Source organism: Microcoleus sp. N9_A1 (assembly GCF_036701795.1).
GTDB lineage: Bacteria > Cyanobacteriota > Cyanobacteriia > Cyanobacteriales > Microcoleaceae > Microcoleus.
The window spans coordinates 60255-73950 of record NZ_JAUBRI010000024.1; the positions used below are offsets into that span (position 1 = coordinate 60255).

Annotated in this window: 17 protein-coding genes; 4 read left to right on the top strand and 13 right to left on the bottom strand. The window is 46.3% G+C overall.

Features of this window, described 5'->3' with window-relative positions:
* Positions 1-323: 323 nt before the first annotated feature.
* The 6 genes from QUA58_RS13535 to QUA58_RS13560 all read right to left on the bottom strand — a co-directional run bounded on the left by QUA58_RS13535 (position 324) and on the right by QUA58_RS13560 (position 4588).
* Positions 324-485 (bottom strand): hypothetical protein, encoded by a 162-nt coding sequence (locus tag QUA58_RS13535; protein ID WP_333255122.1) that lies wholly within the window; start codon positions 483-485, stop codon positions 324-326.
* Positions 486-1619, bottom strand: a complete 1134-nt coding sequence (locus tag QUA58_RS13540; RefSeq protein WP_333255123.1) for a glycosyltransferase — start codon at positions 1617-1619, stop codon at positions 486-488.
* 28 nt (positions 1620-1647) lie between these two features.
* Complete coding sequence (locus QUA58_RS13545; RefSeq protein ID WP_333255124.1) at positions 1648-1812, bottom strand: hypothetical protein; 165 nt, start codon at positions 1810-1812, stop codon at positions 1648-1650.
* Between the two features lie 491 nt (positions 1813-2303).
* A complete protein-coding gene (locus tag QUA58_RS13550; RefSeq protein WP_333255126.1) occupies positions 2304-3452 on the bottom strand; it encodes an NAD-dependent epimerase/dehydratase family protein in 1149 nt (382 codons plus the stop codon).
* A 111-nt stretch (positions 3453-3563) separates the two neighbouring features.
* On the bottom strand, positions 3564-4154 hold the full coding sequence (locus tag QUA58_RS13555; RefSeq protein ID WP_333394460.1) for a chromophore lyase CpcT/CpeT: 591 nt from the start codon (positions 4152-4154) through the stop codon (positions 3564-3566).
* A 221-nt stretch (positions 4155-4375) separates the two neighbouring features.
* Entirely contained in the window at positions 4376-4588 is a 213-nt protein-coding gene (locus QUA58_RS13560; RefSeq protein WP_332942973.1) for a helix-turn-helix domain-containing protein, read from the bottom strand.
* Between the two features lie 174 nt (positions 4589-4762).
* Here QUA58_RS13560 and QUA58_RS13565 point away from each other — a divergent pair, with 174 nt between their 5' ends.
* Positions 4763-4951: a hypothetical protein gene (locus QUA58_RS13565; RefSeq protein WP_333255130.1), complete on the top strand. Its 189-nt coding sequence runs from the start codon at positions 4763-4765 to the stop codon at positions 4949-4951.
* Positions 4952-5233: 282 nt separating this feature from the next.
* Positions 5234-5647: an SET domain-containing protein-lysine N-methyltransferase gene (locus tag QUA58_RS13570; protein ID WP_333394462.1), complete on the top strand. Its 414-nt coding sequence runs from the start codon at positions 5234-5236 to the stop codon at positions 5645-5647.
* A 181-nt stretch (positions 5648-5828) separates the two neighbouring features.
* On the opposite strand, the gene petL is transcribed toward QUA58_RS13570, so the two are convergent.
* Positions 5829-5930, bottom strand: coding sequence for a cytochrome b6-f complex subunit PetL (gene petL, locus QUA58_RS13575; protein WP_333227274.1), 102 nt, complete (start codon positions 5928-5930; stop codon positions 5829-5831).
* Between the two features lie 517 nt (positions 5931-6447).
* On the opposite strand from petL, the gene aroB reads away from it, so the two are divergent.
* Positions 6448-7542 carry a 3-dehydroquinate synthase gene (gene aroB, locus QUA58_RS13580; RefSeq protein ID WP_333255135.1) on the top strand — a complete coding sequence of 365 codons (1095 nt, stop codon included), beginning with the start codon at positions 6448-6450 and terminating at the stop codon, positions 7540-7542.
* A gap of 96 nt (positions 7543-7638) precedes the next feature.
* Here aroB and QUA58_RS13585 read toward each other — a convergent pair whose 3' ends face one another.
* A complete protein-coding gene (locus QUA58_RS13585) occupies positions 7639-8409 on the bottom strand; it encodes a tetratricopeptide repeat protein (protein WP_333255137.1) in 771 nt (256 codons plus the stop codon).
* A gap of 191 nt (positions 8410-8600) precedes the next feature.
* Here QUA58_RS13585 and QUA58_RS13590 point away from each other — a divergent pair, with 191 nt between their 5' ends.
* Positions 8601-9437 (top strand): stomatin-like protein, encoded by an 837-nt coding sequence (locus tag QUA58_RS13590; protein ID WP_333255139.1) that lies wholly within the window; start codon positions 8601-8603, stop codon positions 9435-9437.
* Here QUA58_RS13590 and folP read toward each other — a convergent pair.
* From folP to QUA58_RS13615, 5 genes are all read right to left on the bottom strand, one after another.
* Positions 9428-10276, bottom strand: coding sequence for a dihydropteroate synthase (gene folP / locus QUA58_RS13595; protein WP_333394463.1), 849 nt, complete (start codon positions 10274-10276; stop codon positions 9428-9430). The genes QUA58_RS13590 and folP overlap by 10 nt on opposite strands.
* A gap of 104 nt (positions 10277-10380) precedes the next feature.
* Positions 10381-10719, bottom strand: a complete 339-nt coding sequence (locus QUA58_RS13600) for a hypothetical protein (RefSeq protein ID WP_333255143.1) — start codon at positions 10717-10719, stop codon at positions 10381-10383.
* A gap of 219 nt (positions 10720-10938) precedes the next feature.
* A complete protein-coding gene (tpiA, locus tag QUA58_RS13605; protein WP_333255157.1) occupies positions 10939-11664 on the bottom strand; it encodes a triose-phosphate isomerase in 726 nt (241 codons plus the stop codon).
* 75 nt (positions 11665-11739) lie between these two features.
* Complete coding sequence (locus QUA58_RS13610) at positions 11740-11925, bottom strand: PCP reductase family protein (protein ID WP_006633749.1); 186 nt, start codon at positions 11923-11925, stop codon at positions 11740-11742.
* 99 nt (positions 11926-12024) lie between these two features.
* A complete protein-coding gene (locus QUA58_RS13615) occupies positions 12025-12978 on the bottom strand; it encodes a hypothetical protein (protein ID WP_333394464.1) in 954 nt (317 codons plus the stop codon).
* Between the last annotated feature and the right edge of the window lie 718 nt (positions 12979-13696).

A 13696-nucleotide genomic window follows, 5' to 3' on the forward strand; every position in this document is an offset into this window, starting at 1 on the left:
TCGCTTGTCGCTTTGATGAATCGTCGTGAGTTCAAAAGTGGCGCACGCAACTTCAGTTTGCTTGTTATGTATGTTCGATCGATCTTTTTTACAACCTCGATACTGATGAGGGTTCGTCAATTCAAGCTGAACTTGAGTTCGCAAAACTGCTAGCCTGAAAATTAGGTGACAGGCTTTAGTTCGATCGAGAGTGCAATGTGGATTTGACGCTCTGTGATCGGCAGCAGCGCGCGGTGTGACTGTTTTAGCGCACTCGGCGACCGTATCCGGTCAGGTAAAGGGCGCTATGAAAGCAGCGCGCAAGGCATTCCTACAGAGCTTACTCATAGTTTAATGGTAAACGCAACAGCAGGATAGCGACGGTAATTTATGCAGCAAAAAAGTTCGATCAGTCTTTGAAAACATTCCGACAATACTACCAACTGACGATCGAACAACGAAGCTAAGCTGGCGGTGATGTTTAAAGGTGCTACAGATCCTGACATTTAGGCCGCTCTGGGCAGGGACTCGGCAAATACCACTGATTGATAGTAGCGCTGCAGTTGTGCGGCGGCGGCGGCCCAACCCCAGCGTTCGGCTTCTCGGCGAGCGTTATGGCCCAGGGTTTCCCGTTCTTCGGGATTCGCAAACAGACGCTTGGTGGCGGCGAGTGCTCCTTCTTCGTCGGCGGGGTCAAATAAATATCCGTTAACGCCGTCAGTGACGATATCGGGAATTCCGCCACTGCGCGCCGCCACTACAGGCGTCCCCGCAGCCATTGCTTCTAGGAGCACCAAGCCCAGGGTTTCGGTGCGGGAGGGAAAAATGAAGGCGTCGGCTGATGCGTAAGCAGAAGCCAATTCTTGCCCCTTGAGGTAGCCGACAAAATTGGTGGGTGTACCGGCAAAATATTGTTCAAGGGTTTGCCGATGCGGGCCGTCTCCCACTAGGGCGAGGCGGGCATCGGGAATCGCTGCGAGGACTGGTTTGATGCGTTCGATTTCTTTTTCTGCACCGAGGCGGCCGACGTACAGCAGGAGGGGACTGTCTGGGTTATTTTCAGAAAGGCGCGATCGCATTTCTCGACTTGCCAATTCCGGGACAAACATTTCAGTATCTACGCCCCGCTGCCACAAGTCTACTCGCTCAATGCCGTGAGTTCTCAATTCCTCGACCATTGCTGTGGAAGTGCACAGATTCAATTCGGCTTGATTGTGAGCCCCTTTAAGCAATTCCCACAGCAAAGGTTCGAGCATTCCAAAACCGTAATGGTGCAAGTATTTAGGCAAATGCGTGTGGTAAGAAGCCAAAATCGGAATATTGAACTTTTTGCCGTAATATATGCCCCCCAATCCCAAAATAGCGGGATTGACAACGTGAATAATATCTGGTTTAAACTGTTCTAATTCTCGACCAACAGCCGGAGAAGGAAGTGCCATTTTCAATTCCGGGTACATCGGCAAAGGCAAACCCTCCACACCGTAAACTCGGGCACCTTTGTATTCTGTAATCCCGTAATCTGGAGAAAAGATCAAAACTTGTGCGCCCGATCGCTGCAAGTGATCTACAGTGTGAATCAGCCGAGTGACAATGCCGTCTATTTTCGGCAAAAATGTTTCAGTGAACAGAGCAATTTTCATAAAAATAAGTTATTTAGGGAGCCGATAATCATAGCCTGCGGCCAAGGTCATCGGTAACAGGATACACTGTCTCGCGGGGAGCTAAGTCATGGCGTGCGATCGGCTGCTTTTCTACACTTCTTCTGTCAGTTGCACTACCGCTAATTCCGAGCGAGAGGTTTTTGGGATAAAATGCCAATTCCCTGAATGCCAATTGATAAAATTATCCCACCTAAAAGCCATCCCACACTTTCACTCAAGCAAAATTCTGTGAATTTCCTGTGCTGTTCTGGCAATTTATCTGGCTTTTTAAGTGGCAGATAAGCCTTCGCTAACTCGCCACTAATTTAGACTTCTCGGCGTTACAGCAGCCCATTCCCCTATTAAATAATAAGCAAAAACTGCCATCGCTGAAAATCCAGGCAGAACCACCAAAAGCAACAGAATGAGAATTCGACTTTTCACAGCATTTCTTCCGAAACAAGCCAGCAGTAAAAAAAACCTGATGCCATTTTTTAATTAACCGCAGAGGACACAGAGGACACAGAGCAAGAGACAAAAAAGATAGATCATCGTAATATACAGCCAAATTCATTCAGAACTTGCGAACCCTTCTCCTCTCTTCCCTTCTTTTCTCTTACTTCGCGCCCTTCGCGCCTTCGCGGTTCGTTAAAAATCTCTTACCCCGCAAATAGATACCAGAACTTACTTCCAAGAAACCTTCGGCAAAATCTGGTTTTTATCGACGCGGTGCTGATATTTTGTAGCAAAATTCAACAGAGAATCGAGCAGGGAATCTGAGAGATAGTGCGGCTGCAAGCCTAGTTCTAGCAAACTGGTGTTTTTGGCATTGAAATAATGTTCTTCTTTCTCGACTCTGGGATTTTCGAGGTGGTTGATTTCTACTTTTAATCCCATTGCCGTGCCTGCTTTTTGCACCAATGAGGCTAAGTCGCCGACGCTGAATTGTTCGGTGAATTGGTTGAAGACGCGGAATTCTCCGGCGGCGGCGGGGTTGGCGATTGCTAATTCCACGCACCGCACGGTGTCCCGAATGTCTAAGAAGGTGCGGGTTTGTCCGCCTGTACCGTAAACTGTCAGGGGATGACCGATCGCAGCTTGGATGCAAAATCTGTTCAATGCCGTACCAAATACTCCGTCGTAGTCCAAACGGTTGATTAACAGTTCGTCCATGCCGGTTTCTTCTGTGAGCACGCCGTAGACTACGCCCTGATTTAAGTCGGTGGCTCTTAAACCCCAGATTTTGCAAGCAAAATGGATGTTGTGGGAGTCGTGGACTTTTGACAGGTGGTAGAAACTGCCCGGTTGTTTGGGATAGGGTAGTGTATCTTTGCGGCCGTTGTGTTCGATCGTAATGTAGCCTTCTTCAATGTCAATATTCGGCGTGCCGTATTCGCCCATTGTCCCCAATTTCACTAGGTGACAGTCGGGGAAGTCTTCGCGGATGGCGTACAGCAGGTTGAGTGTCCCGACGACGTTATTGACTTGGGTGAGGACTGCGTGTTCGCGATCGATCATTGAGAAAGGTGCCGAACGCTGTTCGCCGAAATGGACGATCGCCTCTGGTGCAAATTTTCTCATGCTTTTGCTGAGAAAATCGTAGTTGGTGATGTCACCGACGAACAAGTCGATCGACTTACCCGTTAAATCTTGCCATCGCTGGAGTCGTTGCTGAATCGGTGCAATGGGAGTGAGGGTGTCGCTGCACAGTTCCAGATCCCAGTGCCGCCGCACGAAGCTGTCGAGGATGCCAACTTCGTGACCTTTGTTAGAAAGGTAGAGTGCGGTTGCCCAACCGCAATAGCCATCGCCACCAATAACCAGGACTTTCATAAATCAACAACGGTGAATCTTGCTTGCCAATACTGGGTTAATGTACCAGGTATTGGTGCATTCTGAACCTTTTATCCAAGCGTGTTGGCCAAGTCGGGACTCGGTTTTTCGTCAAACCGGAATTTCGTCAGCGAAACTGGCCCAGCGGGTGAATTCAAAGGGGCCGGCGAGGGCTCCCCAGACGTGGGCGTCGGTTTCTGGGTCGCGTCCGCGATCGTGGCTAATAAATTTGTCTTGGTCAATCTCGAATTCGCTGTCTAGATAGGTTTTTTTACCATTTCTGACCACCATACAGCCTTTTCCGGGTTCGACAGACCCTTTGAAGCTGTTGCCCGTCCAGTGCGTAAAAAAGGTGCAGCCTGGGAGGAGTGTCAGTTGTTCTTTTGTGATTTCTTGCAACCGTTGCGGGTCGCGGGATGCGCCGTAGAATTGTTCTTCGTTTTCTATGGCATAATTTTCGATGTCGATGCGATCGCCTACCGGGACTAATTTCAAAACTCGGACTCGGTACGGTACATTCAGTTCAATATCGTAGGCTTGTTCTAGGTACAAGCTAACCCCATCCAGAACTTCGACGGGTAAAGGCCTCATGCAGACGCGGATGTGGGCGAAGAAGGGCGGGTTTTCAAATGCTTGGGCTTGGTTGCTGAAATCGGCGGCCATCCAGCGGGCGAGGGTGACGATATCTGTGGAATGAGTCATTTCGATTTTAGATTTTAGATTTTAGATTTTGGATTGAGGGAGTAGAAGTTATTTTAGGGGAAAGCGGGCGATCGGCTATAGAAGGTGTTATGTGCTTTACGAACAAGTAAAGAAACGGCGGCGATAAGTACGGCATTAATCAAGCTATCCCCGACGCGAGATCGCTCTTTTCTTCTACCAGGGCTCGAAGTTTTAGTCGAACTCGCCCCATTGGTGCGCCCTCAATCTTCCAAAATCTCGACCAAATCTTCCATTGTCACGTCGAAGGCGCGGGCAATTTTGTAGACAGCAGAAAGATCGACTGTGTTTAAAGCATCGCGCCTCCCGTAGCTTTTTACTGTGTTGTAGTTGACTCCCGAGCGATCGGCAACTTCTTTGAACGTCCAACCTCTTTGCTCAGCTAGTTCTCGAATCCGCAGTCTAACGTAGCCCATATTTGGCTTGACATCGGTGCATATATACCCGACAATAGCTATGTACACTGAAAACGATCGCCCTCCTAGCCTCGAAAACTTAAGGGCGACCGTTTTTCTACCAAATCTCGCTTTCGGCGGGAAGGATTACCCTATGATACCAACATCCAAGCCCAAATTAAACACTCATCCCTGGTGTATCGTGCGGCAATTGCCAAGCAGCGATTGGTGGTTGCTCGGTTCCACCGCCGGGGCGATGCTGAGGGATACATACAGATTTTACGGCGGTTGTTGCCGGCGGCTAAACACGCGATCGTTTTTGATACGACAGGGGCCCAGAAATTGGCAGAAGTTCGATCGACTCAATTAGAACGAATTTTGTAATTAATCAGGAGCGATCGTGTTTTATAGCAAGTGCGATCGCTCCTGTGTTATTATCCAGAAGTCAGCCCCTAGCCCGACTCCACGCTACAATTATCATCTTTAAACGGATAATTCTTTTAGGTTTTTTTTCCTCTATTATACTCTATAATATTTCCAATTTCAATTATAAGCGCTATAGTGAACGGCAAGTTTCTTTAATGGGATGTAGGTGATAGAGTTGTGGTGTTGATAGTTTTAAGCAGCATTTTGTCGTTTATGATCCTAACAGGAGAATAACACAGTATGCTACTGGTTAAGACAAAACTTGGCATCAGTTTTATTCATGGTATTGGTCTTTTCGCGGCGCAGTTTATTCCCAAAAATACTGTTACCTGGGAATACTCTCCATACTTCGATACGTCTTATGAAGAGGCTGATGTTGAACGTATGTCTCCTTCCGCAAAAGAACAGTTCCTAAAATATGCCTATTTTGACAATATCCTCTGTAGATATGTTCTTTGCTTTGACGATCAACGTTTCATCAATCATTGTTCGGAGTCTCATAATATTCTTTCGACAGTGCGACGAGACGTTGCAGCAGTTGACATCTACGAGGAAGAAGAACTTGTTTGCAACTATAACTGTTATGATGATACTTATTTTATACGTCTTGGCATTCAGGAAATCACTGTGACACGCACCATACAATCTAGTTGAAGTGTTACAATTGCGTGCTGGATTTATTGAATTAGTTAATAATAGCATAAAATTTTATAGGAGGAAGCATTTGCGCCGTCAATCTACAGATAAACCTAGAGATTTTTGGCGCAAATACTTCGTCGAACTGATACTTTGGCCAGAGATTAAATACTCTGGTTCAGACATCTAAATCAGTGAATTAGATGAGTTTGACAGCCCGCAGACCAAACATCAGCACTGTCGCCAAGCCGACCATTCCGCCGAAAAGCCCGAAATAAGTTATTATGCCGCTAAGAGTCATTGCAATTTCCCCAAAACAATCAATAAAAAGACATTTGACACTCCCCAGCCTTAAGGGGTGGGGATTCTTGGTTCACTGATACACCTTACAACTCTCTATCCTTTCGGCACTACTTAAACCAAAAACCCGTTCAATAGAACTAAGTTTCGAGTCTAATTTAGAGGAGTCCCAGCGGGCTTATCTCCGCAAGCTTTAGAGGATTGCTCCCCTTGTTTCCGTATGCCCTACGGTACAACTTGAATATCAAGTATTTGATTTGGCTGGTTAACAGGTGATCATTGGCTACCCTAGCTCTGTTTATCGTGGTTATCGCCATCCACTACGCATTACTACTTCCTATCCTGTCAAGTGGGGACACCCCAGATTTATATTGTCTTGTGATAGCGGTTTTTCAGCCTGTGCTATCTCTAGTATGCCATACTAGAGCGACACTATATCGACATTAATCCGTCGAAGTGACGGGGTTTTCAACCCAATTTTCTGATAATCTAAAATCTAATATCTAAATTAGATCAATATGCAATCCATAATTAAAGTTGACTTGGGGCCACAATCTTACAATGTTTGCGTGCGATCGGGCGGTTTAGACGAACTCGGCAGTCTGATGGGCGATCTAAGTTTGGGCAAAAAAGTGCTGCTGGTGTCGAATCAGTCGATTTTTCGGCAGTACGGCGAAAGAGCAACCGCAGCCCTCGAATCAGCCGGTCTGGAAGTCGGTACCTGCATTTTACCACCGGGAGAACAGTACAAAACTTTAAATTCGGTACAGAAAATTTACGGTGCGGCTTTGGAAAACCGCTTAGAACGTTCCTCGACAATGGTCGCTTTGGGCGGCGGGGTTGTGGGCGATATGACGGGTTTTGCGGCGGCGACTTGGCTGCGGGGAATTAATGTCGTGCAGGTTCCGACTTCGCTGCTGGCGATGGTTGATGCTTCTATTGGTGGCAAAACAGGGGTAAATCATCCTTTAGGGAAGAATTTAATCGGGGCTTTTCACCAGCCACGTTTGGTGTTAATTGACCCGGATGTCCTAAAAACTCTGCCGGCGAGGGAGTTTCGTTCGGCGATGGCGGAAGTCATCAAGTATGGGGTGATTTGGGATGCTGAACTTTTCGGGAAGTTGGAGAATTGCAAGCGTTTGGATCAAATGCGCTATGTGAAGGCGGATTTGTTGGCAGAAATTTTGAGTAGGTCTTGCCAAGCTAAGGCTGAGGTGGTAAGCAAAGACGAGAAGGAATCGGGTTTGCGGGCGATTTTGAATTACGGGCACACCATTGGTCATGCTGTGGAAAGTTTGACCAATTACAAGGTGATCAATCACGGGGAAGGAGTGGCCATCGGCATGGCTGCGTCAAGCCGATTGGCTGTGGAGTTGGGAATGTGGGATGCTGAGTGCGATCGCCGCCAGTCTGCTTTGCTTGAAAAAGCGGGTTTACCTGCCAAATTGCCGGCGGGTGTGGATGTTGAGGAAATTTTGCATACTTTGCAACTCGATAAAAAGGTGCAGGATGGCAAGGTGCGGTTTGTGCTGCCGGTGCGCTTGGGTGAGGCTGCTGTGAGCGATCGGGTGGATGGGGATTTGATTATACAAGTTTTGAAGGAAATGCTTTAGATTCTCGTTTTTGGGGGTGTTTAACCGCCGCTGAACGCTGATTCACGCCGATCGCCACAGATGTTTTTTCTTTCTCTGTGCGATCGGCGGTTGAGTTCAGGAACCGCTCGACCGCGAATTAATATCCTCCAAAATTTGATCGACTCTGTTAGCCGCTTGAGTTCTGCCTTGCTTGATAAATAACTCCTTAGCTTTTGTGAGGCTGGCTACGGCCTCGGCTTGGTTTTCCTTGTCTCCTTGCTGGTACAAACCGACTCCTAAATTGTTTAAAGCATCGGGATATCGATCGTTAATTTTAACGGCTTGTCTCCACTGAACAATTGCCTCGGGCAACTGCCCCTGACTTGCCATCGCCACGCCTAAATCGTTGTGAGCTTTGGCGTGCTGCGGGTTGACTTCAATTGCTTTTTGGAATAGACCGATCGCATCGCTCATTTTACCTTGCCCCGACAGCATACTTCCCAACTTGTAATAAGCATCCGCTTGTTTGGGATAGCGAGCGATTAGTTGCCGATACAAAGCTTCGGCATTAACAGCATTTCCTTGACCGTAAAGGTCGTTGGCAGTTCTCAAGCCCATCGTGTAGCCTTTACCTACAACTTGGCACTTTTTCTCGGAGTTGCCTTCCTGCTTGCAAATCCTGAGTTCGTCTCCCTTCATTTCGTAGGATAGAACTTCCCGAACAGCAGGGCCTCGGCGCGATGGCTGCAAGTTCTGCGACTGCAAGTTTTGGGAGAGTTGCAGGGCGATTGGCTCAGCTTGTGCCGGTTGGGCCACTGCTGCAATGCAGATTCCTGCACCTACCAAAATGCTTGGGGCAATCCACCTCAAGGGTTTGAACAAGCGAAACTCTCGATCGTTTTTCATGTCTTTTGTGGAAACGTGTTGTTGATATCCTGGGTTTCACTAGGGCCGTAAGAGTCGGAGCCGATGGGGCCCACCCGATGAAATAGTTAGTTATTAACAGTCGAGATATTTTAGCACTGCGGGGCCGAGTTTGAGTTAAATTAGAGTAGAATTCCGATCGATTCTCAGTCAACCTTAGCAGGAAAATAGAAATGGGGCAGTCTATTCTTACCATGCTCTTTGCGCTCATCCTCGGCTACGCTGTTAACTCAAGCGTCAAAATAGTCAGCGGTGGCGACGAAGCTTTAGTGGAACGTTTGGGTCAATACAAGCGCACCCTCAAGCCAGGATTCCACTTTATCAGTCCCCTGGTCGAAAAAGTCGTCTGCGTGGACACAAGCCGTGAAAGAGTTTTAGACATTAAACCTCAGTCAGCAATCACGGGAGATAATGTGGCTCTCGAAGTCGATGCCGTTGTGTATTGGCGGGTTGTGAATTTGCAGAAAGCTTATTATGGAATCGATCAAATTGAAAATGCGATCGCCAACTTAGTTTTAACGACGTTTCGCGCTGAAATTGGTCGATTGCCCATGCAAGACATCTTGGGTTCCCGAGATGACATGAATAAAAAGTTACTCAAGAAGTTGGACGAAGCTACCGAAACTTGGGGCGTCAAAGTAATTCGCGTAGAAATTCAAAGCATTACACCTCCGAAAAGGGTGCAAGAAGCTATGGAAGAAGAGCGGGCTACCAAGAGCGAGTGGCAAGCAATGGTCAATAAGGCGATCGGCACTAAGGAGTACATGAGGCTCTTAGTTGAAGCTTTAGACTCCAATCCGAATAGCCAGCAAGTTTTGAATTACTTAGTAACAGAAAAATACTTAGACGCTCAACAAAAATTAGGCGAAAGTGACAATGCCAAAATTCTGTTTATGGATCCGAGGAGCATGAGCGAAGCCCTGGGCGAGCTGATGGGTTCTATGCCCGATGTGATTCATTCTGAGGGCGGAGAAATGAAAGTTATCGATACTAACACTTCTCAAGACTGATTCCTGAAGATAGCGTCGGCAACCAGACAAACATCGTGCATTTCTCTGACATCGTGAACTCGCAAGATATCTGCCAAATTTGCGATCGCACCTGTACAAGCCGCCGCTGTCCCCCAAACTCTTTGTTTCGCTTCTGGCTGATTCAAAATGTGACCAATGAAGCTTTTTCGCGATACTCCGACTAAAATCGGACAGTTGAAAACACGGAATTTTGGCAACTCGCGCAGAATTTCTAAGTTTTGACTGTAAGTCTTGGCAAAGCCAATACCAGGGTCGAGAATTATTTTAGATTTGTCAATCCCCGCAGCAACTGCTGCCACAATTCGACTCTCGAAAAATTCCCCAATTTCCCCCATTAAATCCCGATAATCTGTGAGTTGTTGCATCGTCTGGGGAGTACCCCGAATGTGCATCAAAATTATTGGCACTTTTAACTGAGCAACCGTTGACAGCATTTCTGCATCAAAAGTAGCTCCCGAAATATCGTTAATTATATCCGCTCCCGCCTCAACCGCAGCTTTTGCAACCTGCGATCTGGTAGTATCGACCGAAATAGGAACTGAGCCAAAAATATCGGCTTTTTGTCGCAGTATTTGTACTACAGGTATAACGCGATCGATCTCCTCTCCTAATGATATTTCCGCTGCACCAGGCCGAGTAGATTGACCGCCAATATCAATAATATCTACCCCCGAGTTTACCATATTTTCCGCTTGCGCCAAAGCAGATTCTATGGTAGTGAAATCTCCGCCGTCGCTAAAACTGTCAGGGGTTACGTTCAAAACGCCCATCAAATAAGTGCGTTTTCCCCACTCGAAAGATTGACCTCTAATTGTCATTTTTATTTAGTGACTACCTTCTTTTTCGACTAGCTAATCCGCCAAGTGCGAGCGCGTAAGTCGGAAGCCGTGGTTAATATCCCTAAAAAGCTAGGCGACTCAATTTAAAATGCTACCAATAAAGGGCCAATCGTTTGCAAGACAGAGACAACAGTCTCAATAGACAATCCTAGCAAGGTCGCCAATTGACCGAGCCCCGTTGCTATTTCAGTAATTCCCGCCCCGGAACTGATTAAAGCTATCAACTGGCTGATAATTTCAGTAACAGCAGGTAATGTAGCAGTAATAGCGGGTTCTTGAGCAACCAAGCCAGACAGAAACGCAACAGCTCCAACTCCCGCTTTGAGAGCTGTGAGTAGTGCGGTTAGCTGCATGAGCGCGTTTGGCCCTTGGGTGTGAATGTAATCTAAAATTTGTGCGATTGTTGCTACGAGTGCATCCATGCCTCTGTCCTTGTTAAAGTTTTATTTTACTTAAGCTCGATTTTGAATCGTTTAACAAAGTTTGCTAGAGGAGTGTATGACACTTTTCCTACTGTCCTGGTTCAAGTGTTGGAAGCAAACAATTTTCCAGATTTCGTCTGCTATAACTCTTACAGATTATCTGGTTTTGGTGTCATCACTCCTGGCATAACCCCCCAATTACTAATTACCCATTAGGACTTATTTGTAATTGACAATTCGAGCAAAACTCGCAGCTTCCAAACTAGCACCGCCTACCAGAACCCCGTCAATCTCAGGCATCGCCATAACTTCATCAATATTCTCCGGTTTAACAGAGCCGCCGTACTGAATTGGCACGCCAGAATTAGTCAATTTACTGCGAATCAAACCAATAACTCGGTTAGCTTCCTTCGTTTCGCAAGTATCGCCAGTGCCAATCGCCCAAATCGGTTCGTAAGCAATTACCAACTTATTTTGGTCAACACCAACTAAATCTTTTTCCAACTGAGAAAAAATGTGAGATTCAGTTTCCCCTGCATCTCGCTGCTGCTTGGTTTCCCCAACGCACAGAATCGGAATTAAATCGTATTTCTGAGCTGCTTTTAGCCGCAAATTGACCGTTTCGTCAGTTTCCCCAAAATATTGGCGTCGCTCGCTGTGGCCGATGATGACATAACGGACACCAAGTTCACTCAGCATTGGCCCGGAAATTTCCCCAGTAAAAGCTCCAGACTCTTGCCAGTGAACGTTCTGAGCACCGAGTCTGATCCGGCTGCCGTGCAAATTTTTCGAGAGGACAGCCAAGGAAGTGAAGGGAACGCAAAGCACGACTTCCCGTTCCTCTGGGGTTTCCGTCAGGCAGGACATGAATCCTTGAAGAAACTCTAGGGATTCAGTCCTAGTTTTGTACATTTTCCAGTTGCCAGCAATAACTATTTTCCGCACGGGTGACTCAGTAGCTCTGTGAACATCAAAATCAGGCAACTTATAGTTTAAGGCTTTAGCGTACCTTTCGATCCTTCATTGCCCAAACTCGATGCGAGCTTGCTCAACTAAGTCAACGGTGACGACTTCGGTTTCGGCTTCGCGGGCCAACTGCTCGATGCGGACGCGAGCTTGTCCCCGGACAAAGTAGGGAATATTTTTCAGCTTCGCCTTGGCTTCTGGCGTCCATTTTAAATCATCGGAAAATTCGGAATCGGGCATGGCGTTTTGAGCGATCGACTACAAGCCTTCATGGATCTGGCTTTGATGGAAGCCTGGATGTATTAAATTTACCACGAGTTGCGATCGCCCCACACCTTCTCACTCTGCCTTAAATTTGTTGCCTAAAATAGCTGACGCTTCTTGTAAAAGCTGATTCTGCTCTTGTCGAATTGCCTCCAACCTTGTCAAAATATTAGCAAGTCTTTCTTGAGACTCCCAACTGTTTGATTCAACTCCCCTCAATTGTAAACCTGAATTATTTTTGTCTTCTGAATTCTTTGAAACCAATGAGTTTACAGCCACTCCACCGACCTTACTTACAGATTTAGATCCGACACTCAAAACTCTTTGCATAAATTTTACAGGGCTTTGCAGAAGAAATAACCATCCTCCTGCAAAAAAGCTACTTAAACCCTGAAAAAGACCCAATATAATGAATATAAATAGTAGCAAAATTGCTAAAGATATCAGCGGATGACTCACCAACCAGAAGACTACAGGGTGAGAATCAATCCAATCTTTGACAGTACCATTGATAGCACTTTTGATGGCATCTGAAGCGGTGCCGCTCATATTTCCCGCCTTGTTAATGCTATCTTCTAATGAAGCCTTAGCCTTTTCGGCAGCTTGATTTACACTCTCTACAGCTTGGCTAGTGCTTTGATTCAGAGTATTGACCGCAGAGTTAGTAGTTTGATTAATAGTTTCTTTAGCAGTTGCCGCAGAGTGAGAGATCGCATCAACAGCTTTGTTGGTATTTTCACTGACGCGACTAACTGCTTGATTCACCACTTCAGATATAGAAATTCTCGCTTTTTCTGTTTTGTCCGCTACAGTGCCTAAAGCATTGTTCGTAGCTTGATTAACAGTATTAACCGCAGAATTCGTAGTCTGAGTGAGAGCTTCTTTTGCCTGAAATGCAGTTTCGGAGAGAGAATATTTAGCTTGGGCTGTTGCTTCTGAAGTAGAATTCACTGCTTTTCCGACTTGTTCCGTCCAAACTTCTTTCGTTTTTTGAAAGCTTTGAGAAAAATCAGGCAGTGCTACTTGCATAGTAAGTGATATCCATTAAGTTAATTTACTGTTTCCAGTGATTGATAGTATATAGCAATGCTTGCAGGAGCCATAAACTTTTTCCCCACCCCAACCCTCCCCGAACTCGCGGGGAGTCCGTAAGAAATTCACAAATGATGCGAGAATTGCTATAGTATAGCTTCCCTGCCCCCATGCTTTGAAAGATGGTGCCAATGCTGTGACGATGTGTTCCAGACTCAAGCCCAAAGACAGGAGTTTAGACACTATCTGGGCGGATTATTGGGAGAAAGAAGAGAAACAACCTATCCGAGAACGCGCAAAAGGCTGTAAATATTTCTTAACAAAGCTTACGCCTTTTGGCAGTCAGAGCTTCCTGGTGCGAACAAACGTTCAACTAAGGGCGAAGCTATACGCGATAATGTGACCATCAGATGTATTTCCCAAAAATAGAGCGGACGATCGCTCAAAGATGAGGGAGGAATTTGATGCACCTGAAAAAGCCTGAATTAAGTTGAGAAATATAGCATATTATTCGAGCGGCGATCGCCAGATAACAGGCGATCGTTCGTCAAAGCTCGCTCGACGTTGTAAAAACTGTTTAATGCCCGCAAAAATAATTACATATTTACAAAAATTATCGCAAGTTACCAGACTTTATACCCCCGAAACAAAGCGATAAATTTTAAGTAGGCTGTGGCTGTTGGTTTAAAAAACCCGACGCTGCCTAGGATGTTGT

Excerpts from the sequence above, each read along its gene's own strand:
- QUA58_RS13535 (WP_333255122.1), bottom strand. The coding sequence starts at position 485 with ATGTCAGGATCTGTAGCACCTTTAAACATCACCGCCAGCTTAGCTTCG.
- QUA58_RS13540 (WP_333255123.1), bottom strand. The coding sequence starts at position 1,619 with ATGAAAATTGCTCTGTTCACTGAAACATTTTTGCCGAAAATAGACGGC.
- QUA58_RS13550 (WP_333255126.1), bottom strand. The coding sequence starts at position 3,452 with ATGAAAGTCCTGGTTATTGGTGGCGATGGCTATTGCGGTTGGGCAACC.
- QUA58_RS13555 (WP_333394460.1), bottom strand. The coding sequence starts at position 4,154 with ATGACTCATTCCACAGATATCGTCACCCTCGCCCGCTGGATGGCCGCC.
- QUA58_RS13560 (WP_332942973.1), bottom strand. The coding sequence starts at position 4,588 with ATGGGCTACGTTAGACTGCGGATTCGAGAACTAGCTGAGCAAAGAGGT.
- QUA58_RS13570 (WP_333394462.1), top strand. The coding sequence starts at position 5,234 with ATGCTACTGGTTAAGACAAAACTTGGCATCAGTTTTATTCATGGTATT.
- petL (WP_333227274.1), bottom strand. The coding sequence starts at position 5,930 with ATGACTCTTAGCGGCATAATAACTTATTTCGGGCTTTTCGGCGGAATG.
- aroB (WP_333255135.1), top strand. The coding sequence starts at position 6,448 with ATGCAATCCATAATTAAAGTTGACTTGGGGCCACAATCTTACAATGTT.
- QUA58_RS13585 (WP_333255137.1), bottom strand. The coding sequence starts at position 8,409 with ATGAAAAACGATCGAGAGTTTCGCTTGTTCAAACCCTTGAGGTGGATT.
- QUA58_RS13590 (WP_333255139.1), top strand. The coding sequence starts at position 8,601 with ATGGGGCAGTCTATTCTTACCATGCTCTTTGCGCTCATCCTCGGCTAC.
- folP (WP_333394463.1), bottom strand. The coding sequence starts at position 10,276 with ATGACAATTAGAGGTCAATCTTTCGAGTGGGGAAAACGCACTTATTTG.
- QUA58_RS13600 (WP_333255143.1), bottom strand. The coding sequence starts at position 10,719 with ATGGATGCACTCGTAGCAACAATCGCACAAATTTTAGATTACATTCAC.
- QUA58_RS13610 (WP_006633749.1), bottom strand. The coding sequence starts at position 11,925 with ATGCCCGATTCCGAATTTTCCGATGATTTAAAATGGACGCCAGAAGCC.
- QUA58_RS13615 (WP_333394464.1), bottom strand. The coding sequence starts at position 12,978 with ATGCAAGTAGCACTGCCTGATTTTTCTCAAAGCTTTCAAAAAACGAAA.